This is a genomic window from Pseudoalteromonas sp. P1-11, from assembly GCF_001399995.1.
Taxonomy (GTDB): domain Bacteria; phylum Pseudomonadota; class Gammaproteobacteria; order Enterobacterales; family Alteromonadaceae; genus Pseudoalteromonas; species Pseudoalteromonas atlantica.
In genome coordinates this window covers 35666-61544 of sequence record NZ_LJSP01000010.1, presented here as the reverse complement: position 1 = coordinate 61544, position 25879 = coordinate 35666, and the positions used below count along the sequence as shown (strand labels likewise).

At 42.0% G+C, this 25879-nt stretch carries 27 protein-coding genes; 5 read left to right on the top strand and 22 right to left on the bottom strand.

Features of this window, described 5'->3' with window-relative positions; translation table 11 throughout:
* Positions 1 to 68: 68 nt before the first annotated feature.
* From AN390_RS15375 to bioH, 3 genes are all read right to left on the bottom strand, one after another.
* Entirely contained in the window at positions 69 to 929 is an 861-nt protein-coding gene (locus tag AN390_RS15375; protein WP_054983334.1) for a putative metalloprotease CJM1_0395 family protein, read from the bottom strand.
* 5 nt (positions 930 to 934) lie between these two features.
* Positions 935 to 1243, bottom strand: coding sequence for a hypothetical protein (locus AN390_RS15370; protein ID WP_004588240.1), 309 nt, complete (start codon positions 1241 to 1243; stop codon positions 935 to 937).
* An 89-nt stretch (positions 1244 to 1332) separates the two neighbouring features.
* Positions 1333 to 2070: a pimeloyl-ACP methyl ester esterase BioH gene (gene bioH / locus AN390_RS15365; RefSeq protein WP_055255285.1), complete on the bottom strand. Its 738-nt coding sequence runs from the start codon at positions 2068 to 2070 to the stop codon at positions 1333 to 1335.
* 73 nt (positions 2071 to 2143) lie between these two features.
* Here bioH and AN390_RS15360 point away from each other — a divergent pair, with 73 nt between their 5' ends.
* Positions 2144 to 2821 (top strand): ComF family protein, encoded by a 678-nt coding sequence (locus AN390_RS15360; RefSeq protein WP_055255284.1) that lies wholly within the window; start codon positions 2144 to 2146, stop codon positions 2819 to 2821.
* 8 nt (positions 2822 to 2829) lie between these two features.
* Here the strand turns inward: AN390_RS15360 and AN390_RS15355 are convergent, their stop codons facing one another.
* A complete protein-coding gene (locus AN390_RS15355) occupies positions 2830 to 5385 on the bottom strand; it encodes a M14 metallopeptidase family protein (protein ID WP_173644038.1) in 2556 nt (851 codons plus the stop codon).
* A 146-nt stretch (positions 5386 to 5531) separates the two neighbouring features.
* On the opposite strand from AN390_RS15355, the gene nfuA reads away from it, so the two are divergent.
* A complete protein-coding gene (gene nfuA, locus AN390_RS15350; RefSeq protein WP_055255283.1) occupies positions 5532 to 6107 on the top strand; it encodes a Fe-S biogenesis protein NfuA in 576 nt (191 codons plus the stop codon).
* Between the two features lie 6 nt (positions 6108 to 6113).
* Positions 6114 to 6383, top strand: coding sequence for a hypothetical protein (locus tag AN390_RS15345; protein ID WP_024033900.1), 270 nt, complete (start codon positions 6114 to 6116; stop codon positions 6381 to 6383).
* 9 nt (positions 6384 to 6392) lie between these two features.
* On the opposite strand, the gene AN390_RS15340 is transcribed toward AN390_RS15345, so the two are convergent.
* A complete protein-coding gene (locus tag AN390_RS15340) occupies positions 6393 to 7664 on the bottom strand; it encodes an MATE family efflux transporter (protein WP_055255282.1) in 1272 nt (423 codons plus the stop codon).
* Between the two features lie 42 nt (positions 7665 to 7706).
* Here AN390_RS15340 and AN390_RS15335 point away from each other — a divergent pair, with 42 nt between their 5' ends.
* Positions 7707 to 8732: a polysaccharide deacetylase family protein gene (locus tag AN390_RS15335; protein WP_055255310.1), complete on the top strand. Its 1026-nt coding sequence runs from the start codon at positions 7707 to 7709 to the stop codon at positions 8730 to 8732.
* A gap of 3 nt (positions 8733 to 8735) precedes the next feature.
* Here AN390_RS15335 and AN390_RS15330 read toward each other — a convergent pair whose 3' ends face one another.
* From AN390_RS15330 to AN390_RS15270, 13 genes are all read right to left on the bottom strand, one after another.
* The gene (locus tag AN390_RS15330) at positions 8736 to 9767 is read right to left on the bottom strand and encodes a chemotaxis response regulator protein-glutamate methylesterase (RefSeq protein WP_055255281.1); all 1032 of its coding nucleotides are present in this window, start codon (positions 9765 to 9767) and stop codon (positions 8736 to 8738) included.
* A gap of 8 nt (positions 9768 to 9775) precedes the next feature.
* The gene (gene cheD, locus AN390_RS15325) at positions 9776 to 10399 is read right to left on the bottom strand and encodes a chemoreceptor glutamine deamidase CheD (protein WP_029774194.1); all 624 of its coding nucleotides are present in this window, start codon (positions 10397 to 10399) and stop codon (positions 9776 to 9778) included.
* A complete protein-coding gene (locus AN390_RS15320; RefSeq protein WP_055255309.1) occupies positions 10383 to 11213 on the bottom strand; it encodes a protein-glutamate O-methyltransferase CheR in 831 nt (276 codons plus the stop codon). The genes cheD and AN390_RS15320 overlap by 17 nt, the downstream gene beginning before the upstream one ends.
* Positions 11214 to 11273: 60 nt before the next feature.
* Positions 11274 to 13979: a methyl-accepting chemotaxis protein gene (locus AN390_RS15315; protein ID WP_055255308.1), complete on the bottom strand. Its 2706-nt coding sequence runs from the start codon at positions 13977 to 13979 to the stop codon at positions 11274 to 11276.
* Positions 13980 to 14027: 48 nt separating this feature from the next.
* Complete coding sequence (locus AN390_RS15310; protein WP_055255280.1) at positions 14028 to 14513, bottom strand: chemotaxis protein CheW; 486 nt, start codon at positions 14511 to 14513, stop codon at positions 14028 to 14030.
* The gene (locus tag AN390_RS15305) at positions 14510 to 16597 is read right to left on the bottom strand and encodes a chemotaxis protein CheA (RefSeq protein ID WP_055255279.1); all 2088 of its coding nucleotides are present in this window, start codon (positions 16595 to 16597) and stop codon (positions 14510 to 14512) included. Before AN390_RS15305 ends, AN390_RS15310 begins: the two co-directional genes overlap by 4 nt.
* A 14-nt stretch (positions 16598 to 16611) precedes the next feature.
* A complete protein-coding gene (locus AN390_RS15300; protein ID WP_029773320.1) occupies positions 16612 to 16974 on the bottom strand; it encodes a response regulator in 363 nt (120 codons plus the stop codon).
* An 8-nt stretch (positions 16975 to 16982) separates the two neighbouring features.
* Positions 16983 to 17255, bottom strand: coding sequence for an STAS domain-containing protein (locus AN390_RS15295; RefSeq protein ID WP_004588224.1), 273 nt, complete (start codon positions 17253 to 17255; stop codon positions 16983 to 16985).
* Between the two features lie 163 nt (positions 17256 to 17418).
* Positions 17419 to 18036 (bottom strand): SCO family protein, encoded by a 618-nt coding sequence (locus AN390_RS15290; protein WP_029773321.1) that lies wholly within the window; start codon positions 18034 to 18036, stop codon positions 17419 to 17421.
* On the bottom strand, positions 18033 to 18962 hold the full coding sequence (gene cyoE / locus AN390_RS15285; RefSeq protein WP_024033912.1) for a heme o synthase: 930 nt from the start codon (positions 18960 to 18962) through the stop codon (positions 18033 to 18035). The genes AN390_RS15290 and cyoE overlap by 4 nt, the downstream gene beginning before the upstream one ends.
* Positions 18963 to 18974: 12 nt before the next feature.
* Positions 18975 to 19964 (bottom strand): heme A synthase, encoded by a 990-nt coding sequence (locus AN390_RS15280; RefSeq protein WP_024033913.1) that lies wholly within the window; start codon positions 19962 to 19964, stop codon positions 18975 to 18977.
* Positions 19965 to 19994: 30 nt separating this feature from the next.
* The gene (locus AN390_RS15275; protein ID WP_055255278.1) at positions 19995 to 20489 is read right to left on the bottom strand and encodes a hypothetical protein; all 495 of its coding nucleotides are present in this window, start codon (positions 20487 to 20489) and stop codon (positions 19995 to 19997) included.
* Positions 20479 to 21219 carry an SURF1 family protein gene (locus AN390_RS15270; RefSeq protein WP_055255277.1) on the bottom strand — a complete coding sequence of 247 codons (741 nt, stop codon included), beginning with the start codon at positions 21217 to 21219 and terminating at the stop codon, positions 20479 to 20481. Before AN390_RS15270 ends, AN390_RS15275 begins: the two co-directional genes overlap by 11 nt.
* Before the next feature lie 14 nt (positions 21220 to 21233).
* Here AN390_RS15270 and AN390_RS19965 point away from each other — a divergent pair, with 14 nt between their 5' ends.
* A complete protein-coding gene (locus AN390_RS19965; RefSeq protein ID WP_085065488.1) occupies positions 21234 to 21545 on the top strand; it encodes a DUF2909 domain-containing protein in 312 nt (103 codons plus the stop codon).
* On the opposite strand, the gene AN390_RS15265 is transcribed toward AN390_RS19965, so the two are convergent.
* Genes AN390_RS15265 through coxB form a run of 4 tightly spaced genes read right to left on the bottom strand, consistent with a single transcriptional unit; the run spans position 21445 to position 25614 of the window.
* Positions 21445 to 22320, bottom strand: coding sequence for a cytochrome c oxidase subunit 3 (locus AN390_RS15265; protein ID WP_055255276.1), 876 nt, complete (start codon positions 22318 to 22320; stop codon positions 21445 to 21447). The genes AN390_RS19965 and AN390_RS15265 overlap by 101 nt on opposite strands.
* A 35-nt stretch (positions 22321 to 22355) precedes the next feature.
* Positions 22356 to 22886: a cytochrome c oxidase assembly protein gene (locus tag AN390_RS15260; protein ID WP_004588216.1), complete on the bottom strand. Its 531-nt coding sequence runs from the start codon at positions 22884 to 22886 to the stop codon at positions 22356 to 22358.
* Positions 22886 to 24478: a cytochrome c oxidase subunit I gene (ctaD, locus tag AN390_RS15255; protein ID WP_004588215.1), complete on the bottom strand. Its 1593-nt coding sequence runs from the start codon at positions 24476 to 24478 to the stop codon at positions 22886 to 22888. Before ctaD ends, AN390_RS15260 begins: the two co-directional genes overlap by 1 nt.
* Complete coding sequence (gene coxB, locus AN390_RS15250; RefSeq protein ID WP_004588214.1) at positions 24478 to 25614, bottom strand: cytochrome c oxidase subunit II; 1137 nt, start codon at positions 25612 to 25614, stop codon at positions 24478 to 24480. Before coxB ends, ctaD begins: the two co-directional genes overlap by 1 nt.
* Positions 25615 to 25879 lie beyond the last annotated feature (265 nt).

Here is a 25879-nt window from a genome sequence, read left to right as displayed (position 1 = left end):
TTAAGTGATGACTCCTTAAACTAAAAAGCCGCTCATTGAGCGGCTTTTTTAATAATGCTTAGCTGGTGTTAACCAAACGCAGAAAAACCACTCTCGTTTTGGGGTGAGCTAGTCATTTGATAAAAATTAGCTATACGGCCAGCTCGTGCGTCTACTTCTGGGTCGCGTGATTGCTCGGTATTAGTATCGCTTTGAGACTCAGCAGTGCTGGTTTCGTTTATTGACAACGCACTTTGTGGCTCTTGTGCTTGCGCTTCATCGTCAGCAGGGGCTGATAATTCAGCTTGCGCTGCGGCCATTTTTTGGGTTGCATCAGCGGCAATGGCTCTATCGGCACTAGAAGGTTCAGCAGGGGCAAGTGCGGCTGCACGTACCGTTTGCATTTTATCTATAGTGGCTTGCGGATCGCCGGGGATTTCAGATACATCAATTTGTACCTCACCGCCAACAGCGTAATTAGTGCCATCTGGTCCACGTTGGTATTCATAACTTGGTGAGCCTGCATACTGCCCACCCACCGATGCATGAGCTTGCTCGTGCACACGCACTTCAGTATCGCGCGCTTTAAGCTCTTCAATTTGCTGCTGTTCTAATTCTAGCTGTTGCTGATCTTGCTCTTCTTCGGGGGTGTCTTCGCTTGCTTGTTGGTTTTGTTGCTGTTCGCTATCTGAATCTTCGCTGCCTTGCTGGCGCTGCTCAACAGCTTGCTCATCACTGAGTTTACCGGTTGCATCATAGGTGGCGGCTTCTGCACTGCTTGGCAGTTTTGCTTTATCAGCATCGCTTTGTGCTTTGGTTTCGGTATTACTGGCGCTATTGGGTGCAGGGGCAGGAATAACTTCGCGCAGTTGGTTGTCACGCCGAGCGGTTTCCGTATAAACATTGGCAGTGTTTATATTGATAGACGGAAATGGCGTGACAATATTCATAACGTTTAAACTTTAATATCGATTAGCGTACCAAGCACTTCATCTGCAGTTTGAATAGATTGCGTGTTTGCCTTGGCATTAAACTCTTCAACTTTTAAATTAACAAGCGCTTCGTCAACCCGGGCTGGTTGTGCAACAGGCGCTGTTACAGCCTCTTCAGGTCGCGCAGCTGTTAACTGGCGCTGTTGGGCTAGTTGCGTATCGTCTTGCTCTTCAATGGTGGCACGGTTTATCTCTGCGCTTGCTCGTTCTATACCTTGGCTTGCACGATTAAACCCTTCTACACCACTATTAAATACTGAACCAATAGCCATGCTGTACCTCCAAAAAATAAATATTGTTTAATTATCGCTCACTTCATGGGCAAAATAAAGCTTTAAACAGTACCTTTCTTTAGGCTATTTTAAAGCATTGATTTAACGGCAGATAAAAACTCTTTTTTATGAGAAATAAACGGTGCATGGGACGCTTTGTCTAGTACTTCGTATTCAAACTCAGAATTTAGTGCTGCCATTTTATTAATTGCTTTGTAAGGTACCAGCGCATCTAAACGGCCAAATATCGCTTTTATAGGCACTGGGCAATGCGCAAATACGTTGCGTAAATCATCATTTTGTAAAATATTTAAACCCGCACTTAACGCCTCACTTTTAGGGGCGTTGTACTGATTTAGCAAGTGCTTTAGCTGCTTTATATCATCGCGTGCCGACTCACTACCCATGGCCTGAATAGCTAAAAAGCGCTCTATGGTTTTTTCTCGATGATTAACTAATTGCTCTTTAAATTGCTCAAGCACGCTGGCTTTTATTCCAGGCCAATCATCTGCCTCGGCAAAAAAAGGGCTTGAGGCAACTAAAATTACTTTTGATACTTTATTTGGCCAATGTTTAGCAATATAAAGTGCGAACAATCCTCCTAGCGACCAGCCCATTAAAATAGAGCCAGGGCTAAGTTGCTCGCTTACGATTTCAGCTGCATCGTGTAAATTATAAGGGCTTGGGCAGCTATTGCTGTTGCCAAAGCCAGGCAGGTCAATACTGCGTACCGAGCCACTGTATAAAAACGTTAACTCTGGCTGCACTAATTGCCATACGCCTTGGTTCATGCCCCAACCATGTAATAAAACTAACTCGCTTTGCATATTTGCCTAACCTTAACCAAACTTAGCCACATCATAACGCTTACATTGACGAAAGCAACGCAAGGAGCAGCCAATGCAACACTCATTTTTTAATTGGTTATTCCCCTCTTATTGCGTGCAGTGTCAGGGAGTTATTAGTACTCAAGAGGGGTTGTGCGACTATTGCTTAACGGATTTAAGCGTGTTTGATTTAAATAAGCACAGTAATTTATTGCACCGCCCGGATATTGTAGAAATGTTTCCGCATTGCGAATTTGATAAGCTCTTTGCCTGTGCTTTTTATCAGCCCCCTTTTGAGCATTGGCTTAAACGGCTCAAATTTAATAATCAAATTCACTATAAAAAAGCGCTGCAACAAGTAATTAAACGCCAACTATCGGTGTTTTTTGAAAATTTAACTACCCAGCCCGACATAGCTATTATTTTACCTTTGCACCGAGGGCGCTTTTTAACGCGCGGGTTTAATCAGGTAAGCCAAGTGTGGCAACCGTGTTTGGCAAAACATATTTGTATAAGTAATGCGCTAATACGCAATAAAGCCACGCAAGCACAGTCACAATTATCTAGAGCTAAGCGGGTTAAAAATGTAAAAAATGCCTTTGTATGTACACAAGATATGAGCGGTAAAACGGTGGTTATTGTAGATGATGTAATGACCACAGGCGCCACGCTCAACGCGGCTACCCGAGTATTAAAGCAAGCGGGCGCTAAACAAGTCTGGGCTTTTGCTACATGTTTAACGCCACTTTAAAGGTGTAGTTAATCACCTCTTACTCTAAATGTGTGGCCAAAAAATAAAGCATTACTGAGTAATCGGCTTGTGCCGTACCAGTATCCTCTAAATACAGGGTTATCTGTCATCGCAATAACACTGCCACGCCCGTATGAGTGGGCCATCATGGCTGCTGCACCGGCAATTTGCTGCTCATTTACGCCATCGGTAAACCCTGCTAATAGTGGTTTTTGCGGGTAAGTGAGTATGTTTACAAACGGGGCGGATGATTTTTCTAATAACCAGGTACTATTTTTAAATACAGGCAGCGTTTCACGATTAAGTGAAAATGTTAGTGGATGCGTGGTGTCCACATCGGTATTAAAAATAGCGCCCGCTATACGTTGTCGCCCAGCTAAATGATCTTTATCTGCGTAATTTAGCCCTTGAGTATTAAAAGCGCTGGCTACATCTTGCCTAGATAAATAATTAGCCTTAAGTAATTGCTGATCAGCTAAAAATTTAGCGCCGCCTTTGTGGCCCCAAATTACGCCGCCTTTTCTTACCCAGCTTTTAATAGCAACTTTATCGCTATCGGGTAAGCCCGAATAATTGCCATTAGCTAGTACAATGTGGCTGTAATTATTTAAATCTAGGCTACCTAAACGCTCCATTTCTACTATGGTCGGAGAAATACCAACAAAGCGGTCAAGGTAATACCATACTTCACCCGCTTCGTATTGGCTTACGCCTTTACCGCCCACAAGCAGTACTTTTGGCTCGTTTAATACCGCCATAGTGCGCGAGCCTAAATCGGCGCCTTTCCCTGTAAGGCCCGTGGTAATAGGCTTTATCGCAATACCAAACTGGGTTTGAGCATCGTTTAAAATAGCCACCCAATCAGGGTTTGTTTGCAGCCCTGCAGGGACAATAATGCTGCCAGGTGCAAAGTCTATTTCGGTGGTGCTGCTTTTAGCTGTTAAGGCGCTTAACGCGACACGCGCTTTAATGCCTTGCTTTAGCAAGCTATTTAGCATTTTAGGCGCTAAGTAATCGTCCCAGGCAAAGCCAAATGCATAACTTTGCTTTAACGCAGCAAATGATGGTTTAACTGCTTTTTGCCACGCAGTGCTGGCTACTTCTAAGCCCCAACTACTTTTTACTTGTGCAAACTCTAAATTAAAAGCGTGGGCGAGTGTCCAGCCCGACACATCATAAAATGTGTTATCGGCAAAACTTTTTTGCTCACTAAAAATAGCTTTTACTAAACGAAACTGTGGCTGAGCTAACGGCACAAAATAACTCTGGGTGCTAAAGTTTTTGCCATTGGCTTTTAGCGCTTTTGTAAGTGGATAGGCATTAATTTGATGCTGCTTTAACAGGTTTAAAAATAGTTTAATCCGGGTGTTGTCTTTAGCGCCCTCAACCACATAGCCTTCAAAACTTTCATCATGTGCTAAATCAACTGCTTGGTTATAAAATTTAGCCTGATAGGTTAATAGCGCCTCGCGGTTATCTACCGCTGCTTTAAAGGTTGATAGGCTTGTTAATAACTGATTTTTAATAGTAAAAGGAAACGTAAGCGTACCATTTATGGTTTCTTGTACATGCCCACGCGAGCTGGCTTGCTCAAATAAAATACCTATACCGCCGTTTACATCGGGGTAGGTTGAACCCTTGCCGTAATAAAAGTCGTCAAAGCTTTCTTCGGTAAAATAAAGGGCATTATTTTTATCTAAAGTTTTAGCATGGTAATTGGCTATAGCTTTAGTAAGCGTTACGTTTTCATCTGGGGTAATTGGGTGCTTGCGACTGGCAATGCCAGGTTGAAAAAAGTAGCTGCTGTTTGGCCCCATTTCATGAAAGTCGGTAAGAATATTTGGCTTCCATTGATGAAATTTAGCAATGCGTGCACGCGACTCTGGGTGTTGTAGTAATAACCAATCGCGGTTTAAATCAAACCAATAGTGATTTGTACGGCTACTTGGCCAGCTTTCTACGTGTTCACGCGTTTTAGGGTCGCTTGATAAGTTCATCCCCCGATTACTATTAGCCCAATTAGCAAAGCGAGCCAAGCCATCGGGGTTAAGTGATGGGTCGAGCAAAATAACGGTATTATTTAATAGTTTTTCTATTTCTGGGCCTTGCGCTGCAGCAAGGTAATACGCAACCAATAAAGCGGCATTACTGCCTGATGACTCATTGCCATGCACACTGTATCCCATCCAAACTACAGCAGGCTCATTTTGTGTGTTTTTAGCTTGCTCACTGTTTGTTAAACGGGCTAAGTGCGCTTGGCGAATTTGCTCTAAGTTAGCTAGTTTTTCAGCGCTGCTAATACTTAGCATCACAAGCGGACGTTGCTCGTGTGTGCGCCCTATTACTTCAAAATTTATACGATTACTTTTTTGCGCTAGAATTTCCATGTAACGCACCAGTTGGTCGTGCCTTACATGCCACTCACCTACTTCGTAACCAAGTACGTCTTGTGGGGTGGGTATTGTTTTATCAAACTCTACATCTTGTTCAAAATAATACGAAAGTGGTTTTGCCATACTTGAAAAGCTAAGTATTGCCACCATTATAGTTACTATCCAGCGCATATAAATCACTCTAAAAATGTTTGTTATTTGCACGCTAGCATTGCTTAAAATAGATGCCAACTTTTTACGCTCAACACTAGCCGCAACACGATGAGCGGAGTATGATATGCAGTATCCGAGTAATTTAGTCAAGTATAGACGGTTTTATGATTTCTATTTCCGAAACAGCACAAGCGCATTTTGCTAAACTTTTAGCAGATCAAGCACAACAAACTAATATTCGTGTGTTTGTTGTAAACCCTGGTACATCACAAGCGGAATGTGGTGTTTCTTATTGCCCAGAAGACGCCGTAGAAGACAGCGATATTCGTCTTAACTTTAATGGTTTTGATGCCGTAGTAGATACAGAAAGCGCTCCTTTTTTAGAAGAAGCTGAAATTGATTTTGTTACCGACAAAATGGGCACTCAGTTAACTTTAAAAGCGCCTAATGCAAAGGCACGTAAACTAAGCGATAACGCATCGCTAAATGAGCGTGTTCAACACATGCTAGAAACCGAAGTAAACCCACAGCTAGCTAACCACGGTGGCCAAGTAAGCCTAGTTGAAGTAACCGCTGAAGGTATTGCAGTACTTCAATTTGGTGGTGGTTGTAATGGCTGTTCTATGATCGATGTAACGCTTAAAGAAGGCATCGAGAAAGAAATGATTGCAAAGTTTGATGAAATCACCGGTGTTGCCGACATTACCGAGCACCAAGCGGGCGATCACTCTTATTACTAAGCAATAATGTTAAAGCCGCTTATTTATCGCTTAGGGAGTAACCCTAAGTTGAGTTTAACGCGCTTTTTTCGCGGCTTAGCACTGTTTGTGCTAGCCGTGATATTTATTGCCCTTGGCTACTACATCCACTTTAGTTTACAAATTATAGGTGTGGTTATTTTAATCCCGGCATTATTTTTTGCTGCATGGGGTTATAGCGGTATTTTTGCCAATCGTTTCTCGCAAGTTTTAAAAGATATGGGGCCAAAAGATCACGACCCCGACCTATGGAAATGACACGTTCGCTTAATCTAGCAGCTGATTAGTTGCTTTTAACTGCAAATACTTAATAATTAACGTAACGCCGCGCATAAGCATAAAGCAACTCATAGCCAGCCATAACGCATTATTTTGCCACTCTATAAACACCCAAAACACCCCAAAAAAGCCAACAGCAGCAGAAAAAATCATACTGTTACGCATATTTTTTGCCCGTGTAAGCCCTACAAATACGCCATCAAACAAAAAGCAGCTCATTGCTAACATAGGCAATACTATTACCCACGGTAAGTAATTTGTCGCAGCTTCTATTACCTCGGGTACATTGGTTAAAAGCTTAATAATAGCGCTGCCAAATACAGCAAAAAATACGCTGTATAACACGCCAAAAAGCATCCCCCAAAACACACTTATTTTTACCCACAATCTAATGTTATTAACGCTTCGCTGGCCTTTAGCTTGACCAACTTTGGCTTCGCTTGCATAGGCTATTCCATCAAGCGCAAAGCTTACTAACATTAAAAAGTTAAGTAACACGGCATTCGCTGCAAGCGTTGTTTCACCTATGCGGGCGCCATAAAAGGTCATGAAGCTAAAGCATAATTGCAAAATTAAAGAGCGAATAAATATATCTCTATTTAAACTAAGTAGCTCTGCCATTTTGCTAACACTGAGCCAGTTGGGCACGCTTAGCTCCACGCCTTGCTTTTTAGCGAGCTTAATCACTAGTAGCAACGCAAAAGCCAACGCGCTGTAATCTGCAATTAACGACGCCCACGCTGCTCCCGCTACTGCCCAGTCTAAATACACCACAAAATATATATCGAGCACTATGTTGGTAATATTGGTCACTAACAGCAAGTAAAATGGCCCTCGCCCATAATGTACGCCAAGCATCCAGCCAAGCAGCACTAAATTACAAAGTGCGGCAGGGGCACTAAATATACGAATACTAAAATACTGATATGCTTGAGCAAGAACCTCGCTATTTGCGCCTGATAAAAATGCAATGGCTTGTTTTATCAAGGGCGATAAGGCAATAAGCGCTAACGCCACACATACGGCAAGTAATAAGCTGCGTTTTAAAAGCGCTGCTAACTGTGTTAAGTTATTTTGCCCGTATGCTTGGGCCACTAACCCTGTGGTGCTCATACGTAAAAAACCGGCGAGCCAAAATAAAATAGAAATAACAGCTGAGCCAAGTGCGATGCCCGCTAAGTAATGTGCGCTACCTAAGTGGCCAATAACAGCGGTATCAACAATTCCTAACAGTGGGACAGTAATATTTGATAATATCATTGGACCCGCTAGCAACAGCAAGCTTTTATGGTGTGCCTTATTATGTTTAAGAAATTGTTTCATTTAGTTTTAATTACTCTCATTTGTTTATCAGTACGTGCTCATGCGGCGGTTATTTTACAGTATCACCATGTAAGCGAAACCCTTCCGGCTGTGACCAGTGTAAGCGCAAATACGTTTACCAAGCATTTGAGCTACTTAAAAGAGCATAATTTTAATGTTATTGCACTAAATGAGCTAATAAGCGCTATACAACAAGGCAAAACCTTACCTGAGAAAACAGTCGCTATCACCTTTGACGATGGTTACAACAATAACTACGAACAAGCAGCGCCTATTTTAGAAAAATTTGGTTACCCCTATACTATTTTTGTAAACCCTACCCTTATTGATGAAGGTAAAGGCTACGTAATGGGGTGGGATAAATTAAAAGAGCTCGCAGGCAAAGGGGCGTTAATTGCCAATCACACTGCTCAGCATGACTACCTGCATATTAAGCTAAAAGATGAGAGCGATGCACAGTGGCAAGCACGTATAAAACAAGATATTTTGCATTCTCAACAGCGTATTAAAGAAGAAATAGGCCACGACTATAAATACCTAGCGTACCCGTATGGTGAGTTTAATAACAAACTGCAAGCGCTTGTAAAAGAGCTTGGCTTTGTTGGCATTGGTCAGCACTCAGGCGCGGTAAATAAAAACGCTAACTTTACCCGCTTACCGCGTTTTCCAGCCTCCGGCTTTTACAGTAAATTAGATACGTTAATTACAAAATTAAACTCTCGGGCATTTAGTATTAAAACCCTAGATTACCAAGACAGTGTAACCTCACAAAACCCACCAACGCTCAGCATTGAGTTTGAAATGGGTGATTTTCATAAAAGTCAGTTTGCGTGTTATGTCTCAAGTGTTGGGCAGGCTAAGTTAACTTGGATAAACGACACAACTGTAAAAATTGACTCTCCAAAGGCGCTAAATAAAGGTCGTTCACGCTTTAATTGTACCGCCCCTTCTATTGAGCACCCTGGTAGTTACTATTGGTTTTCGCAGCCATGGGTTATTCAGTAGCAATTACACCTTTATAGCCTGATGCAATAAGCGTTGGGTTACTTTATCAAGCGCAACAATTTCGTGAGCGGCGCCTAAATCAACCGCCGCTTTGGGCATTCCCCACACCACAGAAGAAAACTCATCCTGTGCAATGGTGTAACCACCCGCTTGTTTAATGCTAAGCAAGCCCTTTGCTCCATCGCTCCCCATACCGGTTAGTAACGCTGCCACAATGTTTTTTGCGCCGCACTCAAGTAACGAGTTAAATAATACATCTACTGCCGGTTTATGGCGGTTAACAGGCTCAGAATCATCAAGCTCGCAATATAAACTTGCCCCTCTTTTTTTTATGCTTAAGTGCAAACCACCTGGGGCTATATAAGCCCATCCCGCAGTGAGCTTGTCGCCGTGCTGCGCTTCTTTTACGTTAATTGCACAGGTGCGGTCCATACGCTGGGCAAACGAGGTACTAAATACCGGAGGAATATGTTGGGTAATCACAATCGCAGGGCAATTGGTCGGCATTTTTATAAGCACTTCTTTTATTGCTTCTGTGCCCCCTGTTGAAGCCCCTATCGCTATTACCTTGTTTAATAAAAATTGTGCATTGCTAGGTAAAGGCTCGCTCACTGTGCTTACCTTTTTAAAACTTCTTACCCTTGCACCTGCTGCCACGCGCACTTTTTGCTGCACAACATATGCATATTGACTCATTTGCTGCTTAACATTCACGGTCGGCTTAGCAATAAAATCCACTGCACCAAGCTCAAGCGCTTCTAAGGTGATAGGCGAGCCTTGCTGGGTTAGTGTAGAAATCATCACAACGGGCATAGGTCTTAAGCGCATTAGGTTTCTTAAAAAGCTAATGCCGTCCATTTTTGGCATTTCTACATCGAGGGTAAGCACATCCGGATTGAGCAATTTAATCATTTCCCGTGCTTGATAAGGGTCTTCAGCACAGCCAACAACCTCGATATCGCTAGCCTGAGATAATATTTCGCTCAGCAAACGCCTTATCAGTGGTGAATCATCTATTATCAGAACTTTAACCATTACGGCTCCTAAAACAGCTCTATGTTAGTCTCGGTGGCTTTATCTTGTTGCTTAAGGTTTTGCAGGTAGCGCACTTCGCGTTTTTCAATTGTGTTATTGTGCAAATTCTTCAGCTTTTTTACGTGGACTTTGCCCGTATGCGGATGAAAAAAAATTTTTCGAGGCCACGGCCCCCCCATATCTTGTGCGACAAGATTGAGCGACTCTTCCTGAATATACGCATTAGCAAAGCTAATATTACCTATCCCTATGTCAGTCATTGCGCTAATTATTTTGCCGCCACCAAAGAGTTTTATTTTTAAATTTTTTCGCGCAGCACCACCTTTGAGTACTTCGTTGATCAGGTATTCCATTGCCCAATTTCCGTAACGGCAGCTCAAACTATGGGCACTGTTTAATTCTAGGCCTTTTTTTACTGGCAACATAAAATGATTTACGCCACCTATACCGGCTTTTTCATCGTAAACACACGCGGCTATGCACGACCCAAGCACTGTAGAAATAAGCTCATCATTTTTTGAGACATAAAATTCGCCAGGTAATATTTTTGCCACCACGCTTGTGCGCCCTGCATCCCAGTAACGTTTTATATGTTCAAACCCTGGGAGCACAGGCCTAAACTGTGCGTGCATTGTGTTGCTTTTGATACATGGTTTTCCCTAAATTTTTAAACTCAGAATGCTCTTTTCCCATACTCTCTGAGTGTCCTAAAAACAAATAACCGTCACGATTAAGTGCATTTGCATAACGTTTAAACAAGGTGTCTTTTGTTTCTTTATCAAAATAAATAACCACGTTACGACATAAAATTAAGTCAAACTGCCCTTTCATAGGCCATTCTTGTAAAAGGTTAAGGCGTTTAAAAAAAATGTGCTTATTTAACTGTGGTTTTACTTTATATGTTTGCCCGTCTTTGCTTTTTAAAAACCACTTTTTAAGTACATTGTTTTCTAAGCCATTTACATTAGCCGCGGTATAAATACCCGCTTGTGCTTTGGCTAATACATTAGAATCTAAATCGGTTGCTAAAATTTTTACATCCCAAGAACTTGGGAATAAATCGGCAAGGGTTATTGCTAAGCTGTAAGGCTCTTCGCCTGTAGAGCAACCCGCTGACCATACGCGTACTCGTTTTGTTACTTTGTTACTGCTAAGTAACTGCGGCACTATGGTGTTTTTTAAAAACTCAAAGTGGTGGGGTTCTCTAAAAAAGGAGGTTAAGTTAGTGGTAATAGCATTAATAAATGCGTCAAACTCAGCCTCTTTATTATTGTGTAAGTACTCTAAGTATTGAGAAAAGTTTTTAAGTTTATGCTCTCTTACCCTTCTTGCTAAGCGGGAATACACCATTTCGCGTTTATGATCGCCAAGCACAATTCCGCACGCGTTATAAACTAAAGTGGCAATGTCTTTAAAATTTTTATCGGTACATAAAAATTCTTTCATTGTCATACCATCCCTTGTAAAGCAGGCTTGCTAGGGTATTAACTAGCAAGCCAGTAATGACTAAAACTCTTCCCATTCATCTGCTGAGTCTAGAAAGTTTTCGCCTTTGGGTTGGGTATTTTTTAAATAGCCACTAGGTTGGCGCGCAGGGGGCGCTGAGCGTTCAAAGTGCGTATTTGGCAATGTGTTCATGCCTTGCTGCCCGAGTGAAAAAAAGTGCAATAACTGACGCATCTCGTTTGCTTGCTCAGCCATTGACTCGCCCGCCGCAGACGCTTCTTCTACAAGGGCCGCATTTTGCTGGGTCATTTCATCCATTTGGGCAACCGCTTTATTAACTTGCTCAATACCTGCGCTTTGCTCTTCAGAGGCTTCGGTTATATCCGAAATCATTTGCGTAACACGTTGTACGCTTGAAACAATTTCTCTGAGTGTTTCGCCCGACTCATTTACAAGCACAGAGCCATCGGTCACTTTTGCAACGCTGTCTCTAATAAGCTCTTTAATTTCTTTGGCTGCTCCAGCTGAGCGCTGCGCTAAATTACGCACCTCACCAGCAACAACGGCAAAGCCACGGCCTTGCTCACCCGCTCTAGCTGCTTCAACGGCGGCGTTAAGTGCCAGTAAATTAGTTTGAAAGGCAATTTCATCAATCACGCCAATAATGTCTGCAATTTTTTTACTCGACTCGTTAATGGCCGACATACTCGTTACAGCTCTATTAACTACTTCACCACCTTGAATTGCTTTCTCGCAGGTTTCTTCGGCTAAATCGTTAGCGACTTTTGCGTTATCTGCATTTTGTCTTACGGTACTGGTCATTTCTTCCATACTTGACGCGGTTTCTTCAAGTGATGAAGCTTGTTCTTCGGTACGCTGGCTTAAATCGGCGTTGCCTTGCGAAATTTCCTCTGCGCCACTGGCTACTAACGTGGCCGATGAGTTAATTCGATTAATCACATCGGTCAATTTATCTGCTGTGGTATTAGCATCTTGCTTGAGCTTATCGAACGAGCCTTGATACTCTTTTTCTATGCGTTTTGATAGGTCACCATTGGCCATTGCATCAAGCATTTGCGCGGTATCACTAACGGCATCATCCACAATTTCAACTAAGCTGTTTAAGCCTTGCGCTAAGCGTAAGAAAAAGCCTTCTTTACCTTTTTCATCTACTCGGGTTTCTAAATCGCCATTACCTGCATCGCTGACTAATTGTGCAATTTCTTTTTCTATTGCAACTTCGCCCGTTCTATCTTCCCACTCAACTACGGTGCCTATGCGTTCTTGTTCTGGTGTAAAAATAGGGTTTGCAACTAAACCAAACGTGCGCCCGCCTACTTTTATTTCGGCTCGGTAAGTTGTTGTAAGCTTAGCTAGTAGGTTTTGTTGATGAGCCGGATTTTTATGGAATATATCAATGTTTTGCTGCATTAAATTGGTGCTATCAAAATTTGGCAGCTCCTTTTTCAAATCATCTTCGGCAATACTCATCATCGATTTAACCGCGTTGTTCATGTATACAATTACATTTGAAGCATCGGCTATCATGGTGTTTGTTGCTACGGTATCAAGCGCTTGTTTTACTCGTAAGTTTTCTTGTGCTTCAGCACGTTCTTGCTCCACTTTTGCTACGCTATCGGTAATATCTTCCCACTCAACAATGGTGCCTAAATGCTTACCTTCATGGTTTATCCACGGTGTAGCAATTAAACTAAAAATAAGCCCCGCTAAACGTAACTCAGTTTTATAAGGTTGTTTTAAGTTTTTTAATAGTTCGCGTTGATGAGCTGGGTGCTTATGAAAATCATCAACACACGTGCCTATTAAATTATCAACAGAAAAACTAGGTAGCACACCTTGCAACTCAGTTTCTCGCGCTTTGAGCATTAACTTAACCTGATCGTTTACAAATACAATATTTAGGTCTTTATCGGCAATCATTACATTGGCTTGGCAAACAGTTAACGCACTTGCTAAATCGGCAGCCTTTTTAGACTCGCGCTCTAGCTGTTTTTGCGCGGTGATATCACTGGCGTATTTAATAACTTTATAAGGCTTGCCGCTTAAATCGAAAATAGGGTTATAAGAGGCTTGGATCCATATTTCTTGCCCTTGTTTGCCTATTCGCATGTACTCGCCCGAGTCGTACTCGCCTCGTCCTAACTTATCCCAAAATTGTTTATACTCGTTTGTTTTAGCGTATTCTGGGTCGACAAATAATTTATGATGCTGGCCTTTTATTTCGCTAAGTTGATAGCCTAAACCATTTAAAAAATTGTCATTGGCAGTAATAATTGTGCCATCAAGATTAAACTCAATCACCGCCTGAGATTTACTAATTGCCTCAAGCTGGCCTTGCGCTTCAGCGGCCTGTTTCTTTTGTTCGGTAATGTCGGTAGCAAATTTAATTACTTTTAGCACTTGCCCTTGGCTATCAATAATTGGGTTATAGGTAGCTTGGATCCATACTTCTCGCCCTCCATTAGCAAGACGCTTAAACTCATTAGAAATAAACTCACCACCGCGCAAGCGTTGCCAAAAATTTTTATACTCGCTGCTTTGTGCTTCATCTGGTTCAACAAACATAGAGTGGTGCTGCCCTTGCACTTCCTCTAAACGGTATCCCATTGCATTTAAAAAGTTTGAATTAGCCGTAATTATTCTGCCACTGGGTTCAAACTCAATAACCGCTAATGATTTATTTAATGCATTAACGATTAAGTCATTACTTGATTCTGACTGCTTCGGATTACTAAACCATCCCATGCCCATCACCACCTTTATGTTTGTTTTTGTTGCTACATAGCGCTTTGGCTATATATCCATTGTTCTTTGTAAATCTATCAACGAGACCATTTTTTCGCCCACGTTCACCAACCCTGCGACATATTCACAATTACTCGAATCAGACAGGCTAGGAACGGGCTTGGCGTCTTGCTCTGCAATGCTGTAAACATCTGAAACCGCATCTACTGCGATGCCCATTATTTTTGAATCATTTTCAAAAATAACTTTTACAACAATAACAACCGTTAATGGTCCATATTCAGTGCTTGGCAAGCCAAAACGTAAGCGTAAATCTATTATTGGCACTATGGTGCCGCGAAGGTTTATCACTCCTTTAACAAAATCCGGCGCGTTGGGTAGTACGGTAATTTTTTCCCAGCTCCTGATCTCTTGCACGGTTAATATATCTACGCCGTATTCTTCGCCAGCCATAATAAAGGTTAAAAACTGCTTAACGCCTTGCTGTTGCCCTAAATCAATTTTGTTGTTTAGCTCGCTTTGCTCACTAATCATGAAGCCTCCAGAGGTGTTTTAGATTCTATGATTAGCTCTTGGCTACCTGGTTTTTTAAGCCCTGATAATTTTATTAAGCCGCTAATATCAACAATTAACGATACACGCCCGTCGCCTAAAATAGTTGCTCCAGACACCCCATCTACTTTTTGGTAATTGGCCTCTAAACTTTTTATGACTACCTGCTGCTGCGAAAGTAAGTCATCTACCAGCAAACCCACTTTTTGGTTGTCGGTTTCAACAACCACCAGCAAGGTTTTGTCTAATGACTCTATGGCGTTTTGATGGTTAAAAATTTGATATAAGCGTAAAATAGGAATGTATTCGTCACGCAGCCTTAGTACATCTAAGTCTTTACCCACTCGGCTTACTTTAGTGATATCAATCTGTAGTGATTCAACAATAGAAATAAGCGGAATAATATAAGTATGCTGGGCAACTTTAACTAATTGCCCATCTAAAATGGCAAGCGTAAGGGGCAGCCTAATTGTAAAGGTAGAGCCAACGCCAGGCGCTGATGAAACCTCAACCGAGCCATTTAAAGATTGAATATTGCGCTTAACAACATCCATTCCTACACCACGCCCAGATAAGTCGCTAACCGCATCGGCGGTAGAAAAGCCGGGCATAAAAATAAGCTCGTTAATTTCATCATCTGTTAAATTACAATCAGCGGTGATCAGCTCATTAGCAATGGCTTTTTCTTTAATTTTTTGCGTATTTAAGCCTTGCCCATCGTCCATTATTTCTATCACGATATTGCCGCCTTGATGAAAGGCATTTAAGGTCACGGTGCCCACTGGGTCTTTACCTGCGGCAACCCGCTGTTCAATTGTTTCAAGGCCATGGTCGAGCGAATTTCTGACAAGGTGCACCATAGGGTCAGATATTTTTTCCATTACCGTTTTATCTAGCTCGGTTTGCTCACCTAATAATTTTAACTCCACCTGTTTATTTAGTTTTTGCGCTATATCGCGCACTAAGCGCGGAAACCGGCTAAATACAAAGTTAATCGGTAACATACGAATACGCATAACATTTTCTTGCAGGTCTCGGGTATTGTGCGCCAGTTGTGCCAAACCTTCTTGTAATGACGTAATGGTTGATTCGCTAATTTCTTGCTCGCTCAACTGATTTAACATGGCTTGTGTTATCACCAGCTCACCGACCATGTTTATTAACGAGTCTACTTTGTCTATTCCTACTCTTATGGAGGTAGACTCTGGTGCTGATGTTGGCTTTTTATCGGCTGTGGGTTTGCTTTTAGGTTTGTCGGGTGCTTTTTGAGCATCGCTAATAGGCTGTGTTTGAGCTGTGCTATCGCTGTTCTTTTCATCAGCGTTTGCGGTGTGAGACGTGTCTTCATCAAATAACCCGCCACAGAGCTCTATTTTTATATCGGCATCATCTTCTACCCATTCAAATACCTCTTTAATGGCGGCTTCTTTTTCGCTGGTATTTAAAAAAAAGCGCCAGTGTAAGTAGCACTCGTCACTGCTTAAATCTTTAATATCTGGGATATCGTCTAAAAAGGCCTGTGTTTCAAGCTCGCCGAGTTCAGCTAATTCGCTGATCATAAATAAAGGCTCGTTGCCTGTTTTAAAAAGGTGATGATGCGGTTTAAAATCAATTTGAAAGGTATTTACCTCAGCAGCAGCCGTTACTTCGCTTGCCTCGCTTGGGGCTGAATCGGCTTGCATTTCCAGTACAATTTCAAACTGTTTTTTTAAGGTTGTAGCGTGTGATAAATCAGGCTCTTGCTCTGCTTGCAGCTCACCGAGTAACCCACGCAAGCAATCAACAGCTTTAAGCAATAAATTAACGTGCTCGGTGGTGAGTTCGCGCTCACCTTGGCGTATTTGATCCAGTAGGGTTTCTAGCACATGGGTAAACTCAGCAACAGAGTTAAAGCCAAAGGTGCCACTGCCCCCTTTAATTGAGTGCGCAGCTCTAAAAATAGTATTTATTGTTTCTAAGTCTTCTTCGCCGGGCTCTAAATTTAATAGCTCGGCCTCCATTGTATCTAGGCCTTCAAAACTTTCTTCAAAGAACACTTCAAAAAATTGACTTAAATCTATACTCACGCCGCACTCCTCAGTTAACGAATTACTTTTTTAAGTACCGCTAGTAACTGATCCGGGTTGAAAGGCTTTACAATCCAGCCTGTTGCGCCAGCTGCTTTACCTTCTACTTTTTTATCTAATCCTGACTCTGTGGTTAGCATAAGTAGCGGCGTAAATTTGTAATCAGGAAGGCCTCTGAGCTCTCTGATAAGCGTAATGCCATCCATAATAGGCATATTTACATCTGAAATTACCGCATCAAAACTTTGCTGCTTGGCAATCGCGAGGGCTTCGCTGCCATCTTTTGCTTCGGTAACATCAAAACCTGCGGTTTTAAGCGTAAAGCTCACCATTTGACGCATTGACGCAGAATCATCAACCGCTAAAATTTTCTTCATATAAACCTCTAACCTTTACTTTCAAGTGTTAAATATTGACTTAAGCCAAGTTGATTAATGGCGTTTTGAAGTGCATCACTGCTGCCTACCCATACAATTTTATGGTGTATGGTAAGTAGGTGTTTTTGTAAGGCACACAAAAGTTGAATTGACGCGGTATCGGCTGAAACAACCTCACTGACATCTAAACAAATATCGTTGTTGCTATTGAGTTCTTGTAATAAATCTTGGTGAAGAGTCTCTACTTGCATAATCGCAAGTTCGCTTGGAAGTTTTAGCATTTTTTCAGGACTTTCCCTGTCAATTCAATTCATAACAAAAGCTTAGCCTTAGTTATTAAAATTGCCATAAAAGGCTCAAAAAAATTAATAAAACTTTTAAAAGTGGCGCTAAAAAGCAAAAAAGGAGCCTAAGCTCCTTTTAAAATGCGTGAAAAGTTTAAAACTAGTTTTTATAGTAATCCGCTATGTGTTTAAATTCGCTAATAAGTTGAGTGGTATTAATAAGGGGCACATTTCCTTGTTGGAATTCAGGCTTAAATATGGCTCTTACCGCTCCATTTGCATCAACTAAAGCCACCGAAGCACTATGATCGACCGCATATTCTGATTCTTGCGAGTCACTAATGGCATAAATTAGACCAAGCTCTCTAACCACCGGGAATAGGTTTTTGTGCTCACCCGAAACAGCTAAAAAGTCAGGGTTAAAATAATCAATATACGCTTTGCGCTTTACCGGCGTATCGCGTTGAGGGTCTACCGACATAAACCAAATTTGCAGTGGGTATTCGTTATGTAACTTTTTATACACGCTGTTTAGTTTAGCAAGCGTTAATGGGCAAATATCTGGACAACTGGTATAGCCTAAAAACACTAAGTTCCACTGCCCCAAAAATTGCGCTTTGGTGACTAACTCACCGTTTTGGTCGTTAAGAGTAAAATCAGAAAGAGGCTTTGCTTGCTCATACACTAAGGCTTGCACATCGGGTGCACTATTTTGCTCTGAGCAAGCGACTAATAAAAACGAAAAAATTACAACTAAGCTAATCCGTAACTGCTTCATAAAGGGAGCCATTTATCTATAAATAAGATCACGAAGAGTACCATTAAATGCACAATTGAAAAGCGAAATAAGTCCATTGCGGTATCATCGCTAGGGGCTAATTTAAGCTTAACCGCTTTATACAAAAAGAGTGCATTGAGCACACATGCGCCTACTAAATAAATACCGCCCGACATACCAATTAAATAAGGTAATACACATACAAGCGCCAGTAATATGGTGTAAGCCACAACACAGGTTTTGCAAAAATCGATACCGTGAGTTACTGGCAACATAGGAATTTTAGCGCGTTCGTAATCGCTTTTGCGTGCTATTGCCAGTGCCCAAAAATGCGGTGGGGTCCACGTAAATATAATCATTACGAGTAACCATGGCGCGGCTGCCATTTGATTGGTTTCAGAAACCCAGCCCAATAAAGGCGGCATTGCCCCAGCTAAGCCACCAATTACAATGTTTTGCGGTGTGGCACGCTTTAAAAAAGAGGTATAAATAAAAGCATACCCAACTAATGCAAACAAAGTAAGTACGGCTGTTAGAGTGTTTGCCCAAAGCATTAGCATTATAAAACCAGCAACCCCTATCACGCCTGCAAAGCTTAGCGCATGGGTTTTACTAAGCCGGCCTTTGGCTACAGGACGGTGGCGTGTACGCGCCATTTTTGTATCTATTTCGCTATCAACAACATGATTTATTACCGCCGCAGCGCCAGAGAGCAAACCAATGCCTAATAAACTAATAAATTGTACTGCAATGCCTCGCCCTACATCAGGCGCCAGTGCCAAGCCAACCCAAGCAGTAAGTACCAACATAGCCACTACTTTAAACTTGCTAATAGCTAAGTAATCTTGCAGTAAATTATAAGCACGTTGAATAAAAGGGTGTGCGCTAATAACCTGTAGTTCTTTTTTGTCGAGTGTGAGTGCCATAATTATTCCCCTTTAAGTGCGTGCTTTTAGGTAGTAACACAACCTAACCATAGTCAATAACAAGATAGCTGCCATTAAATTGTGCGCCAGCGCTACTCCAAGCGGAAAGTGCCAATGCACCACCGCAAGCCCCAAACTAATTTGGCAAAGTAGCGCAACAAGCACGCTGACAGTACAGTGTTTTATTTTTGCAGATTGCGCCTGACTGTATATACGCCACATAATTAGCGCCAACACAATGCATGTAACTAGCGCCCAAATTCTGTGTAGTAGATGAATAGACATACGCGCCTGTTGCGATAGCACTCCGTACTCATAATTACTGTGCTCCAGCGGCAGCTGAAACACACTACTGAGTGAAAATGGCTGCGCATAACTACACAGCGGTAAGCCATTACAGTGTGGCGCTGCATAATTTGCTGCAAGCCATCCTCCTAATGCAATTTGAATAACCAACACAGCCAATGCAACTAAGCTCAATGAAAAATAGCCTTTAGCGCTACTATCTCCGCCCTCTATGGGTTTAGTAGTTAAACGCAGGTATAAAAGAGTGATTAGCGATAAAATACTAAATCCCCCCAACAAATGCCCCATTACAATAAGTGGTTGCAAGTTCATAGTAACGGTCCACATACCCAGCGCAGCCTGAAATATAACTAACAATAATAAGGCTAGCGGTAATTTAACCGGCGTGTTTGAGTAATGGCGCTTTACAAAAGCCAATACAAATAGCGCTAAAATAAGCAACCCCAGCGCGCCTGCAAAGTAACGGTGGATCATTTCTTTCCACGCTTTGGCGGTTTCAAACATCATATCAGGGTAACTTTGGGTAGCCAGTGCGATATCGGCTTCATGCTTTGGTACAGTTAAAAAGCCATAGCAACCGGGCCAATCAGGGCAACCAAGACCTGCGTCACTTAAACGTGTATAAGCACCTAGCCCTACTACTAACAGCGCAAGTAACCCCGTTGCAAGTACCCAGTTTTTATAATTTTTATACATAGGAATCTCCCATTAACAATGCGCTATTAATTAGCTTGAACGAGAATAATTAAGCAGTTTTTTTAAATCTTTTAATAAACCTTTTTGCACTAAACGGTTTTCTTGTGGCTGCTCTTTAAACGGATACTCAAGCACCACTAACCCCATATGATCGATTAAATATAGGCTAGCGGGCTGCAAATTTTGTTGCGCGTTAAAGGTTTTCCAAGGAATGTTTTTAACTTTAGGCGCTCCCATTACAGCCATATCAACCTTGCCCTGATTTTTTCCTAAGGCGATATATAAGTTATCAAGCGCATTGAGCTGCTCATTGCACGAAGCATTACATTTATTGGAGTAATTAAGCGCAATTGTCCATTGCTTAGGGTTGTGTTGCTGCCAGTTTTCAAGCTTTACTTCGCGCTGTAAAAACTCGCCATTATTGGTAATGGCGCTCGGCAACCAGTCTAGTTTTAGCGCACCGTATGCAAGTACTAGCGGTACAGCGCAACATACAACAAACAAAACTAAGGGGTTATTTTTCATTGTTAGTCCTCTTTTTACTGGCAAAAATGGCCACCACTACACAGGCTAAGGCTATTAAAAACCATTGCACTGCATACGCTTGGTGCTTTTGCGGACTCATCACCACCGCTTTATAATGCGGTATAGCTAGCGCATCTCCTGCACCTTGACGATAAGCCATAAAATTAAATAACGATTGATTACTCTGCTCACTTAGCTTTTGTAAATCTATTGATTGAATTCGTTTTTGAAGGTCTTGTTTTGTCGAATTGGTTTGTAAGTTAAAGCTCGTTAAATTTCGCTCTTTTATCTGCGCTTTAAACGTAATATTACGTTTAGGAAGTTGGATGTTCGGTAGTTCGCTGCGTGAAATAGGCGCTTTTACCCACCCTAAATTAACGAGTAAAGCGTCACTTGCTTGGCTTGGCTTAAATAACACCAATAAATCGTAACCGACTTGCCCTTGGTAAACTTGGTTATCTAAAAGCCAGTATTGCTGATTTATTATTTTTCCGACAAGCTCAACCACTACACCTGTTTTATTCCACTTTGAAGGCATTGCCTGTAATTGCTGCCAGCTCATTACGCCTTGGGTTTGCATGTTAGCTATAGCTGTTAACTGTTGCTGCTTTTGCTCAGCCCTTGCTAATTGCCAATACCCTAAACGTACACATACCAGCACCACAGCTACCACAACGCAAAGTGCGATAAATGAGCTAAGCTTTTGTTTACGCCTTAAAATTAACTGCATAAAGGGTCAACCCAGTGATTATTAAAATTATTATTGTGCTGCTGTTACTATTTATACTTTTCAACTTGTTTAGAGCGTTATTTATTATGGTGACCGATAAATCTGGCGGTCGGCCTATGTCGCATTTTTTAGGCCGTCGCGTGCTGTTTTCTGTGGTGGTTTTGGTGATGGTGATAGCCGCTGTAAAACTTGGTTTTATAAAGGCTAATCACTCACCATTAGCCGTTACAACACATACACAAAAACAAATAAACACAGCCACACCACATCAACAAAATGCCAGTACCAAGCCGCTGCTTGAAACGCAAAATGTTTATCTTTCGTAAAGTGGCCTTTTAAAATACGCACAAATACAACAAACAAAATAATGGCGCCAAGGGTCACATGCATGCCATGAAAACCTGTCAGCAAAAAGAATGTATTCCCGTAAATGCCTGCATCTAGTGTTAAGTTTAAGTCGTTGTAGGCATAAATATATTCTTCTACCTGCAATGCTAAAAAGCACACACCCAATAAAATGGTTGCCCCTAGCATCACTTTTAGCGGTTTACGTTTATTGTTTTCAATGGCTACGTGAGCAAAATGCAAAGTAACCGAAGACGCTAATAAAATAAGCGTATTAATAAGGGGTAAGCCTTGCCACCCCATAGCTTGCGTGGTTTCACCTGCTGGTGTGGTTAGTAGTGGCCATACGGCCTCAAAGGTAGGCCAAAGCACCTCGTTGGTCATCGCATTATTCCCAGCGCCGCCAAGCCAAGGCACCGACAGTATGCGGGCGTAAAATAATGCGCCAAAAAAGGCCATAAAAAACATAACTTCAGAGAATATAAACCAGCTCATTCCTTGTCGAAATGAGCGGTCCATTTGCGCTGAATATAAGCCCTGATCAGACTCGCTAATTACATTTTTAAACCAGCTAAAAATCATATACAGCAGCACTGCAATGCCTGCATATAGCAAGTACACACCGCTGCCCCCTTCACTTTCTAAGTTCATGACTGTTAAAGCCGCACCCACTGCAATAAAAAATAACGCCACCGCGCCCACTATGGGCCAAGGACTTTGCTCGGGTACGTAGTAGTTTTCATAATTTTGATTCATGTTACTTGCTCCTAGTTTTACACTAGACATGCAGGCTAGTTATTACTTGCTACTAGCTGCTCACTAATATCAAATACGGTGTACGATAGAGTTAGCTCTTCTACATCGCTCGGCAGTGCGGTATCAACATAAAAAAGCAGCTTAAACTCAAGCTCCTCACCCGCTTTTAGCGGTTGTTGATCAAAGCAAAAGCACGCTATTTTATGTAAGTACTTGGCTGCCTTTCCGGGCGATACAGAAGGCACCGCTTGCATTACTTTATCAATATCACTGGTGTTTTTTGCGCTAAACATTACCTCACGCATGGCACCTGGTTTCACATCAACACTGTATTCTTTAGATTTAACAATAAACGGCGCACCACTTTGCGCATGGGTTGTAAAGCTCACACCTATTTCTCGATTTTGTGCAACCTGTGTACTTTGTTTAGCTTGCTCAAGCGATGGCTTGCCATTAAGCCCAGTTATGTCGCAGAACACGTCATATAAGGGCACTAAGGCAAATGCAAAAGCAAACATACCTATACAAATAAGAATTAGGCGCTTTAATAGCGGTGCATGTGTCATTATTTAATTTCCGGCGGCGTAGAAAAAGTATGATACGGCGCAGGAGAGTCCACTTCCCATTCTAAACCTTCAGCACCATCCCATACTTTTGCAGGGACTTTATCGCCCCCTCGGGCACATTTAATTACCACCGCCACAAAGAGTAACTGCGATAAACCAAAGGCAAACCCACCTATGCTTATGATTGCGTTAAAATCAGCAAACTGCAGGGCATAATCGGGAATACGGCGCGGCATGCCTGCCAGTCCTACAAAATGCATAGGGAAAAACAATACATTTACGCTTACCAGCGACAACCAAAAGTGCCACTTAGCCAAGGCAATGTTGTACATATTGCCCGTCCACTTAGGCAGCCAATAATAAGCCCCCGCCATAATCGAAAATATTGCCCCCGTAACTAACACGTAATGAAAGTGCGCCACCACAAAGTAAGTATCGTGATACTGAAAATCAGCAGGGGTTATAGCCAACATCAGCCCCGAAAAGCCCCCTAAGGTAAACAGCACAATAAAGGCAATACTAAATAGCATGGGCACTTCAAAACTTATTGACCCTCGCCACATAGTGGCCACCCAGTTAAATACTTTTACCCCTGTAGGTACCGATATCAGCATGGTCGCGTACATAAAAAATAACTCGCCAGCAACCGGCATACCGGTCGTAAACATATGATGCGCCCACACAATAAAGCTCAGTAATGCAATAGAGGAGGTTGCGTAAACCATTGAGGCATAACCAAATAGTTTTTTACGTGAGAATGTAGGCACTATGGTCGAAATAATACCAAAGGCGGGTAAAATCATGATGTACACTTCGGGATGGCCAAAAAACCAAAATATGTGCTGAAACATCACCGGATCGCCGCCACCTGCCGCATCAAAAAAGCTGGTTCCAAAGTATTTATCGGTGAGCACCATAGTGACCGCTCCGGCCAATACGGGCATAACAGCAATTAATAAAAATGCGGTTATTAGCCATGTCCAAACAAATAATGGTAGTTTCATCCATGTCATGCCTGGGGCCCGTAAATTAACAATGGTCACAATTACGTTTATTGCGCCCATAATTGAGCTAATCCCCATAATATGCACTGCAAACACAAACATTGCGGTGTTGTCGTTACTGTACGTTGTTGAAAGCGGCGCATAGAACGTCCAGCCAAATGCGGGGCCGCCTCCAGGCATTAATAGCGATGCCAATAAAATTAAAAAAGCGAAGGGTAAAATCCAAAAGCTCCAGTTGTTCATTCTGGGCAGTGCCATATCTGGCGCGCCAATCATGAGCGGTACCATCCAGTTAGCAAGCCCTGTAAAGGCTGGCATTACAGCACCAAACACCATAATTAAACCGTGTACTGTGGTCATTTGGTTAAAAAAGTGTGGGTCTACCAATTGTAATCCTGGCTGAAATAACTCAGCCCGAATAACCATGGCCATTGCACCGCCAATTAAAAACATAGTCAGCGAAAAAATTAAGTACATGCTGCCAATATCTTTATGGTTTGTTGTGTATAACCAACGTTTAAAACCTTTGGCTGGGTGATGGCCGTGGTGAGCGTCATTGGCGTTAGGTTGTTCTACTATGCTACTCATTAGTTCGCCTCCGCATCAAGTGCTGCCTGAATTTCACTAGGTTGGATGACATCACCCGTTTCATTACCCCACGCATTACGTTTATAGGTAATTACCGCTGCAAGTTGTTTAATTGAGAGCTGCTTTGCAAATGCCTGCATTGCAGTTCCTGGGCGGCCATGAATCACTACATCAATGTGATCTTTTATATCACCCAAAACAATGGGGCTGCCTTTTAGCGCAGGAAATACTCCCGGTAACCCCATACCAGTAGGTTGATGACACGCAGCGCAACTTGCCATATACACTTGCTCACCTAGTGTCATTAGCTCTTCTTTAGGAATTGTTGTCTCAAGCAATGCGGCATCAGCAAGTGCGGCTTTTTGCTTAGCTTGCTTAGCATCTGCAAGCCATGCGTTAAAGTCCTCTTGCGATTTAGCTTCAACCACCACGGGCATAAAACCATGATCTTTACCGCACAGTTCTGCACACTGTCCTCGGTAAATACCTTCTTCGTTAATGTTGGTCCACGTTTCGTTGATAAACCCCGGATTGGCATCTTTTTTAACGGCAAAATCGGGTACCCACCAAGAGTGAATAACATCATCAGAGGTCATTAAAAAACGCACCTTTTGATTAATTGGCAGTACTAAAGGTTTATCAACCTCAAGTAAGTAATTAGGGTTTTTATTAGCAAGGTTGGCTATTTCGTCTTGAGGGGTAGATAAAATAGAGTAAAACTCTACGTCTTCTCCCATGTATTCATAATGCCACTTCCACTGTGACCCTGTAATTTTAATGGTTAAGTCGGCCTTACTGGCATCTTCCATCGCAATGAGGGTTTTAGTGGCAGGGATTGCCATGGCAATTAAAATAACAAACGGAATGGCAGTCCAAAGAATTTCTACTTTGGTACTTTCATGAAATTGGGCAGGAACTGCCCCTTTAGATTTACGGTGATGAATCAGTGCCCAAAACATTATTGCGAACACTATCACCCCAATCACACAACATATTAAAAATATGGTCATGTGTAGCTGATATACATTATTACTTATATCGGTTACGCCCTTGCGCATATTGTATTGGCTATTAGCCAGCACTTGCTGCGGGAACATAATCAACACAAGCCACAAGGTAGAGGTCAGTTTACCCATGTGACGGCTCCTTTGATGCTATTGCGAATGCAAAGCGAAGAGGCATACGGCTTAAACGCCAATTCGTTATTTTTATTTTTTAACCAATCTTATTTTTGATCGGTATCGCTAGGACAACAAAAGGTTTGTGTATATTGTGTGTTCTCATAACTAAAAAGCTGTGAGTTATTGTTAGTCCAGCACATTAATGATTAGCTAAAAAACGTACAACAAGCAAGTTTTAGTATAAAAAACAATCAAGTGATATTTTAAATTTGACTAAATG

Excerpts from the sequence above, each read along its gene's own strand:
- AN390_RS15320 (WP_055255309.1), bottom strand. The coding sequence starts at position 11,213 with ATGAAAGAATTTTTATGTACCGATAAAAATTTTAAAGACATTGCCACT.
- AN390_RS15290 (WP_029773321.1), bottom strand. The coding sequence starts at position 18,036 with ATGAAGCAGTTACGGATTAGCTTAGTTGTAATTTTTTCGTTTTTATTA.
- AN390_RS15315 (WP_055255308.1), bottom strand. The coding sequence starts at position 13,979 with ATGGGATGGTTTAGTAATCCGAAGCAGTCAGAATCAAGTAATGACTTA.
- AN390_RS15335 (WP_055255310.1), top strand. The coding sequence starts at position 7,707 with ATGTTTAAGAAATTGTTTCATTTAGTTTTAATTACTCTCATTTGTTTA.
- AN390_RS15265 (WP_055255276.1), bottom strand. The coding sequence starts at position 22,320 with ATGAATCAAAATTATGAAAACTACTACGTACCCGAGCAAAGTCCTTGG.
- AN390_RS15330 (WP_055255281.1), bottom strand. The coding sequence starts at position 9,767 with ATGGTTAAAGTTCTGATAATAGATGATTCACCACTGATAAGGCGTTTG.
- AN390_RS15340 (WP_055255282.1), bottom strand. The coding sequence starts at position 7,664 with ATGATATTATCAAATATTACTGTCCCACTGTTAGGAATTGTTGATACC.
- bioH (WP_055255285.1), bottom strand. The coding sequence starts at position 2,070 with ATGCAAAGCGAGTTAGTTTTATTACATGGTTGGGGCATGAACCAAGGC.
- AN390_RS15280 (WP_024033913.1), bottom strand. The coding sequence starts at position 19,964 with ATGTATAAAAATTATAAAAACTGGGTACTTGCAACGGGGTTACTTGCG.
- AN390_RS15310 (WP_055255280.1), bottom strand. The coding sequence starts at position 14,513 with ATGATTAGTGAGCAAAGCGAGCTAAACAACAAAATTGATTTAGGGCAA.
- AN390_RS15300 (WP_029773320.1), bottom strand. The coding sequence starts at position 16,974 with ATGAAGAAAATTTTAGCGGTTGATGATTCTGCGTCAATGCGTCAAATG.
- AN390_RS15355 (WP_173644038.1), bottom strand. The coding sequence starts at position 5,385 with ATGCGCTGGATAGTAACTATAATGGTGGCAATACTTAGCTTTTCAAGT.
- AN390_RS15275 (WP_055255278.1), bottom strand. The coding sequence starts at position 20,489 with ATGAAAAATAACCCCTTAGTTTTGTTTGTTGTATGTTGCGCTGTACCG.
- cheD (WP_029774194.1), bottom strand. The coding sequence starts at position 10,399 with ATGCACGCACAGTTTAGGCCTGTGCTCCCAGGGTTTGAACATATAAAA.
- ctaD (WP_004588215.1), bottom strand. The coding sequence starts at position 24,478 with ATGAGTAGCATAGTAGAACAACCTAACGCCAATGACGCTCACCACGGC.
- cyoE (WP_024033912.1), bottom strand. The coding sequence starts at position 18,962 with ATGGCACTCACACTCGACAAAAAAGAACTACAGGTTATTAGCGCACAC.
- nfuA (WP_055255283.1), top strand. The coding sequence starts at position 5,532 with ATGATTTCTATTTCCGAAACAGCACAAGCGCATTTTGCTAAACTTTTA.
- AN390_RS15360 (WP_055255284.1), top strand. The coding sequence starts at position 2,144 with ATGCAACACTCATTTTTTAATTGGTTATTCCCCTCTTATTGCGTGCAG.
- AN390_RS15260 (WP_004588216.1), bottom strand. The coding sequence starts at position 22,886 with ATGACACATGCACCGCTATTAAAGCGCCTAATTCTTATTTGTATAGGT.
- AN390_RS15295 (WP_004588224.1), bottom strand. The coding sequence starts at position 17,255 with ATGCTAAAACTTCCAAGCGAACTTGCGATTATGCAAGTAGAGACTCTT.
- AN390_RS15270 (WP_055255277.1), bottom strand. The coding sequence starts at position 21,219 with ATGCAGTTAATTTTAAGGCGTAAACAAAAGCTTAGCTCATTTATCGCA.
- AN390_RS15375 (WP_054983334.1), bottom strand. The coding sequence starts at position 929 with ATGAATATTGTCACGCCATTTCCGTCTATCAATATAAACACTGCCAAT.
- AN390_RS15345 (WP_024033900.1), top strand. The coding sequence starts at position 6,114 with ATGTTAAAGCCGCTTATTTATCGCTTAGGGAGTAACCCTAAGTTGAGT.
- coxB (WP_004588214.1), bottom strand. The coding sequence starts at position 25,614 with ATGGGTAAACTGACCTCTACCTTGTGGCTTGTGTTGATTATGTTCCCG.
- AN390_RS15370 (WP_004588240.1), bottom strand. The coding sequence starts at position 1,243 with ATGGCTATTGGTTCAGTATTTAATAGTGGTGTAGAAGGGTTTAATCGT.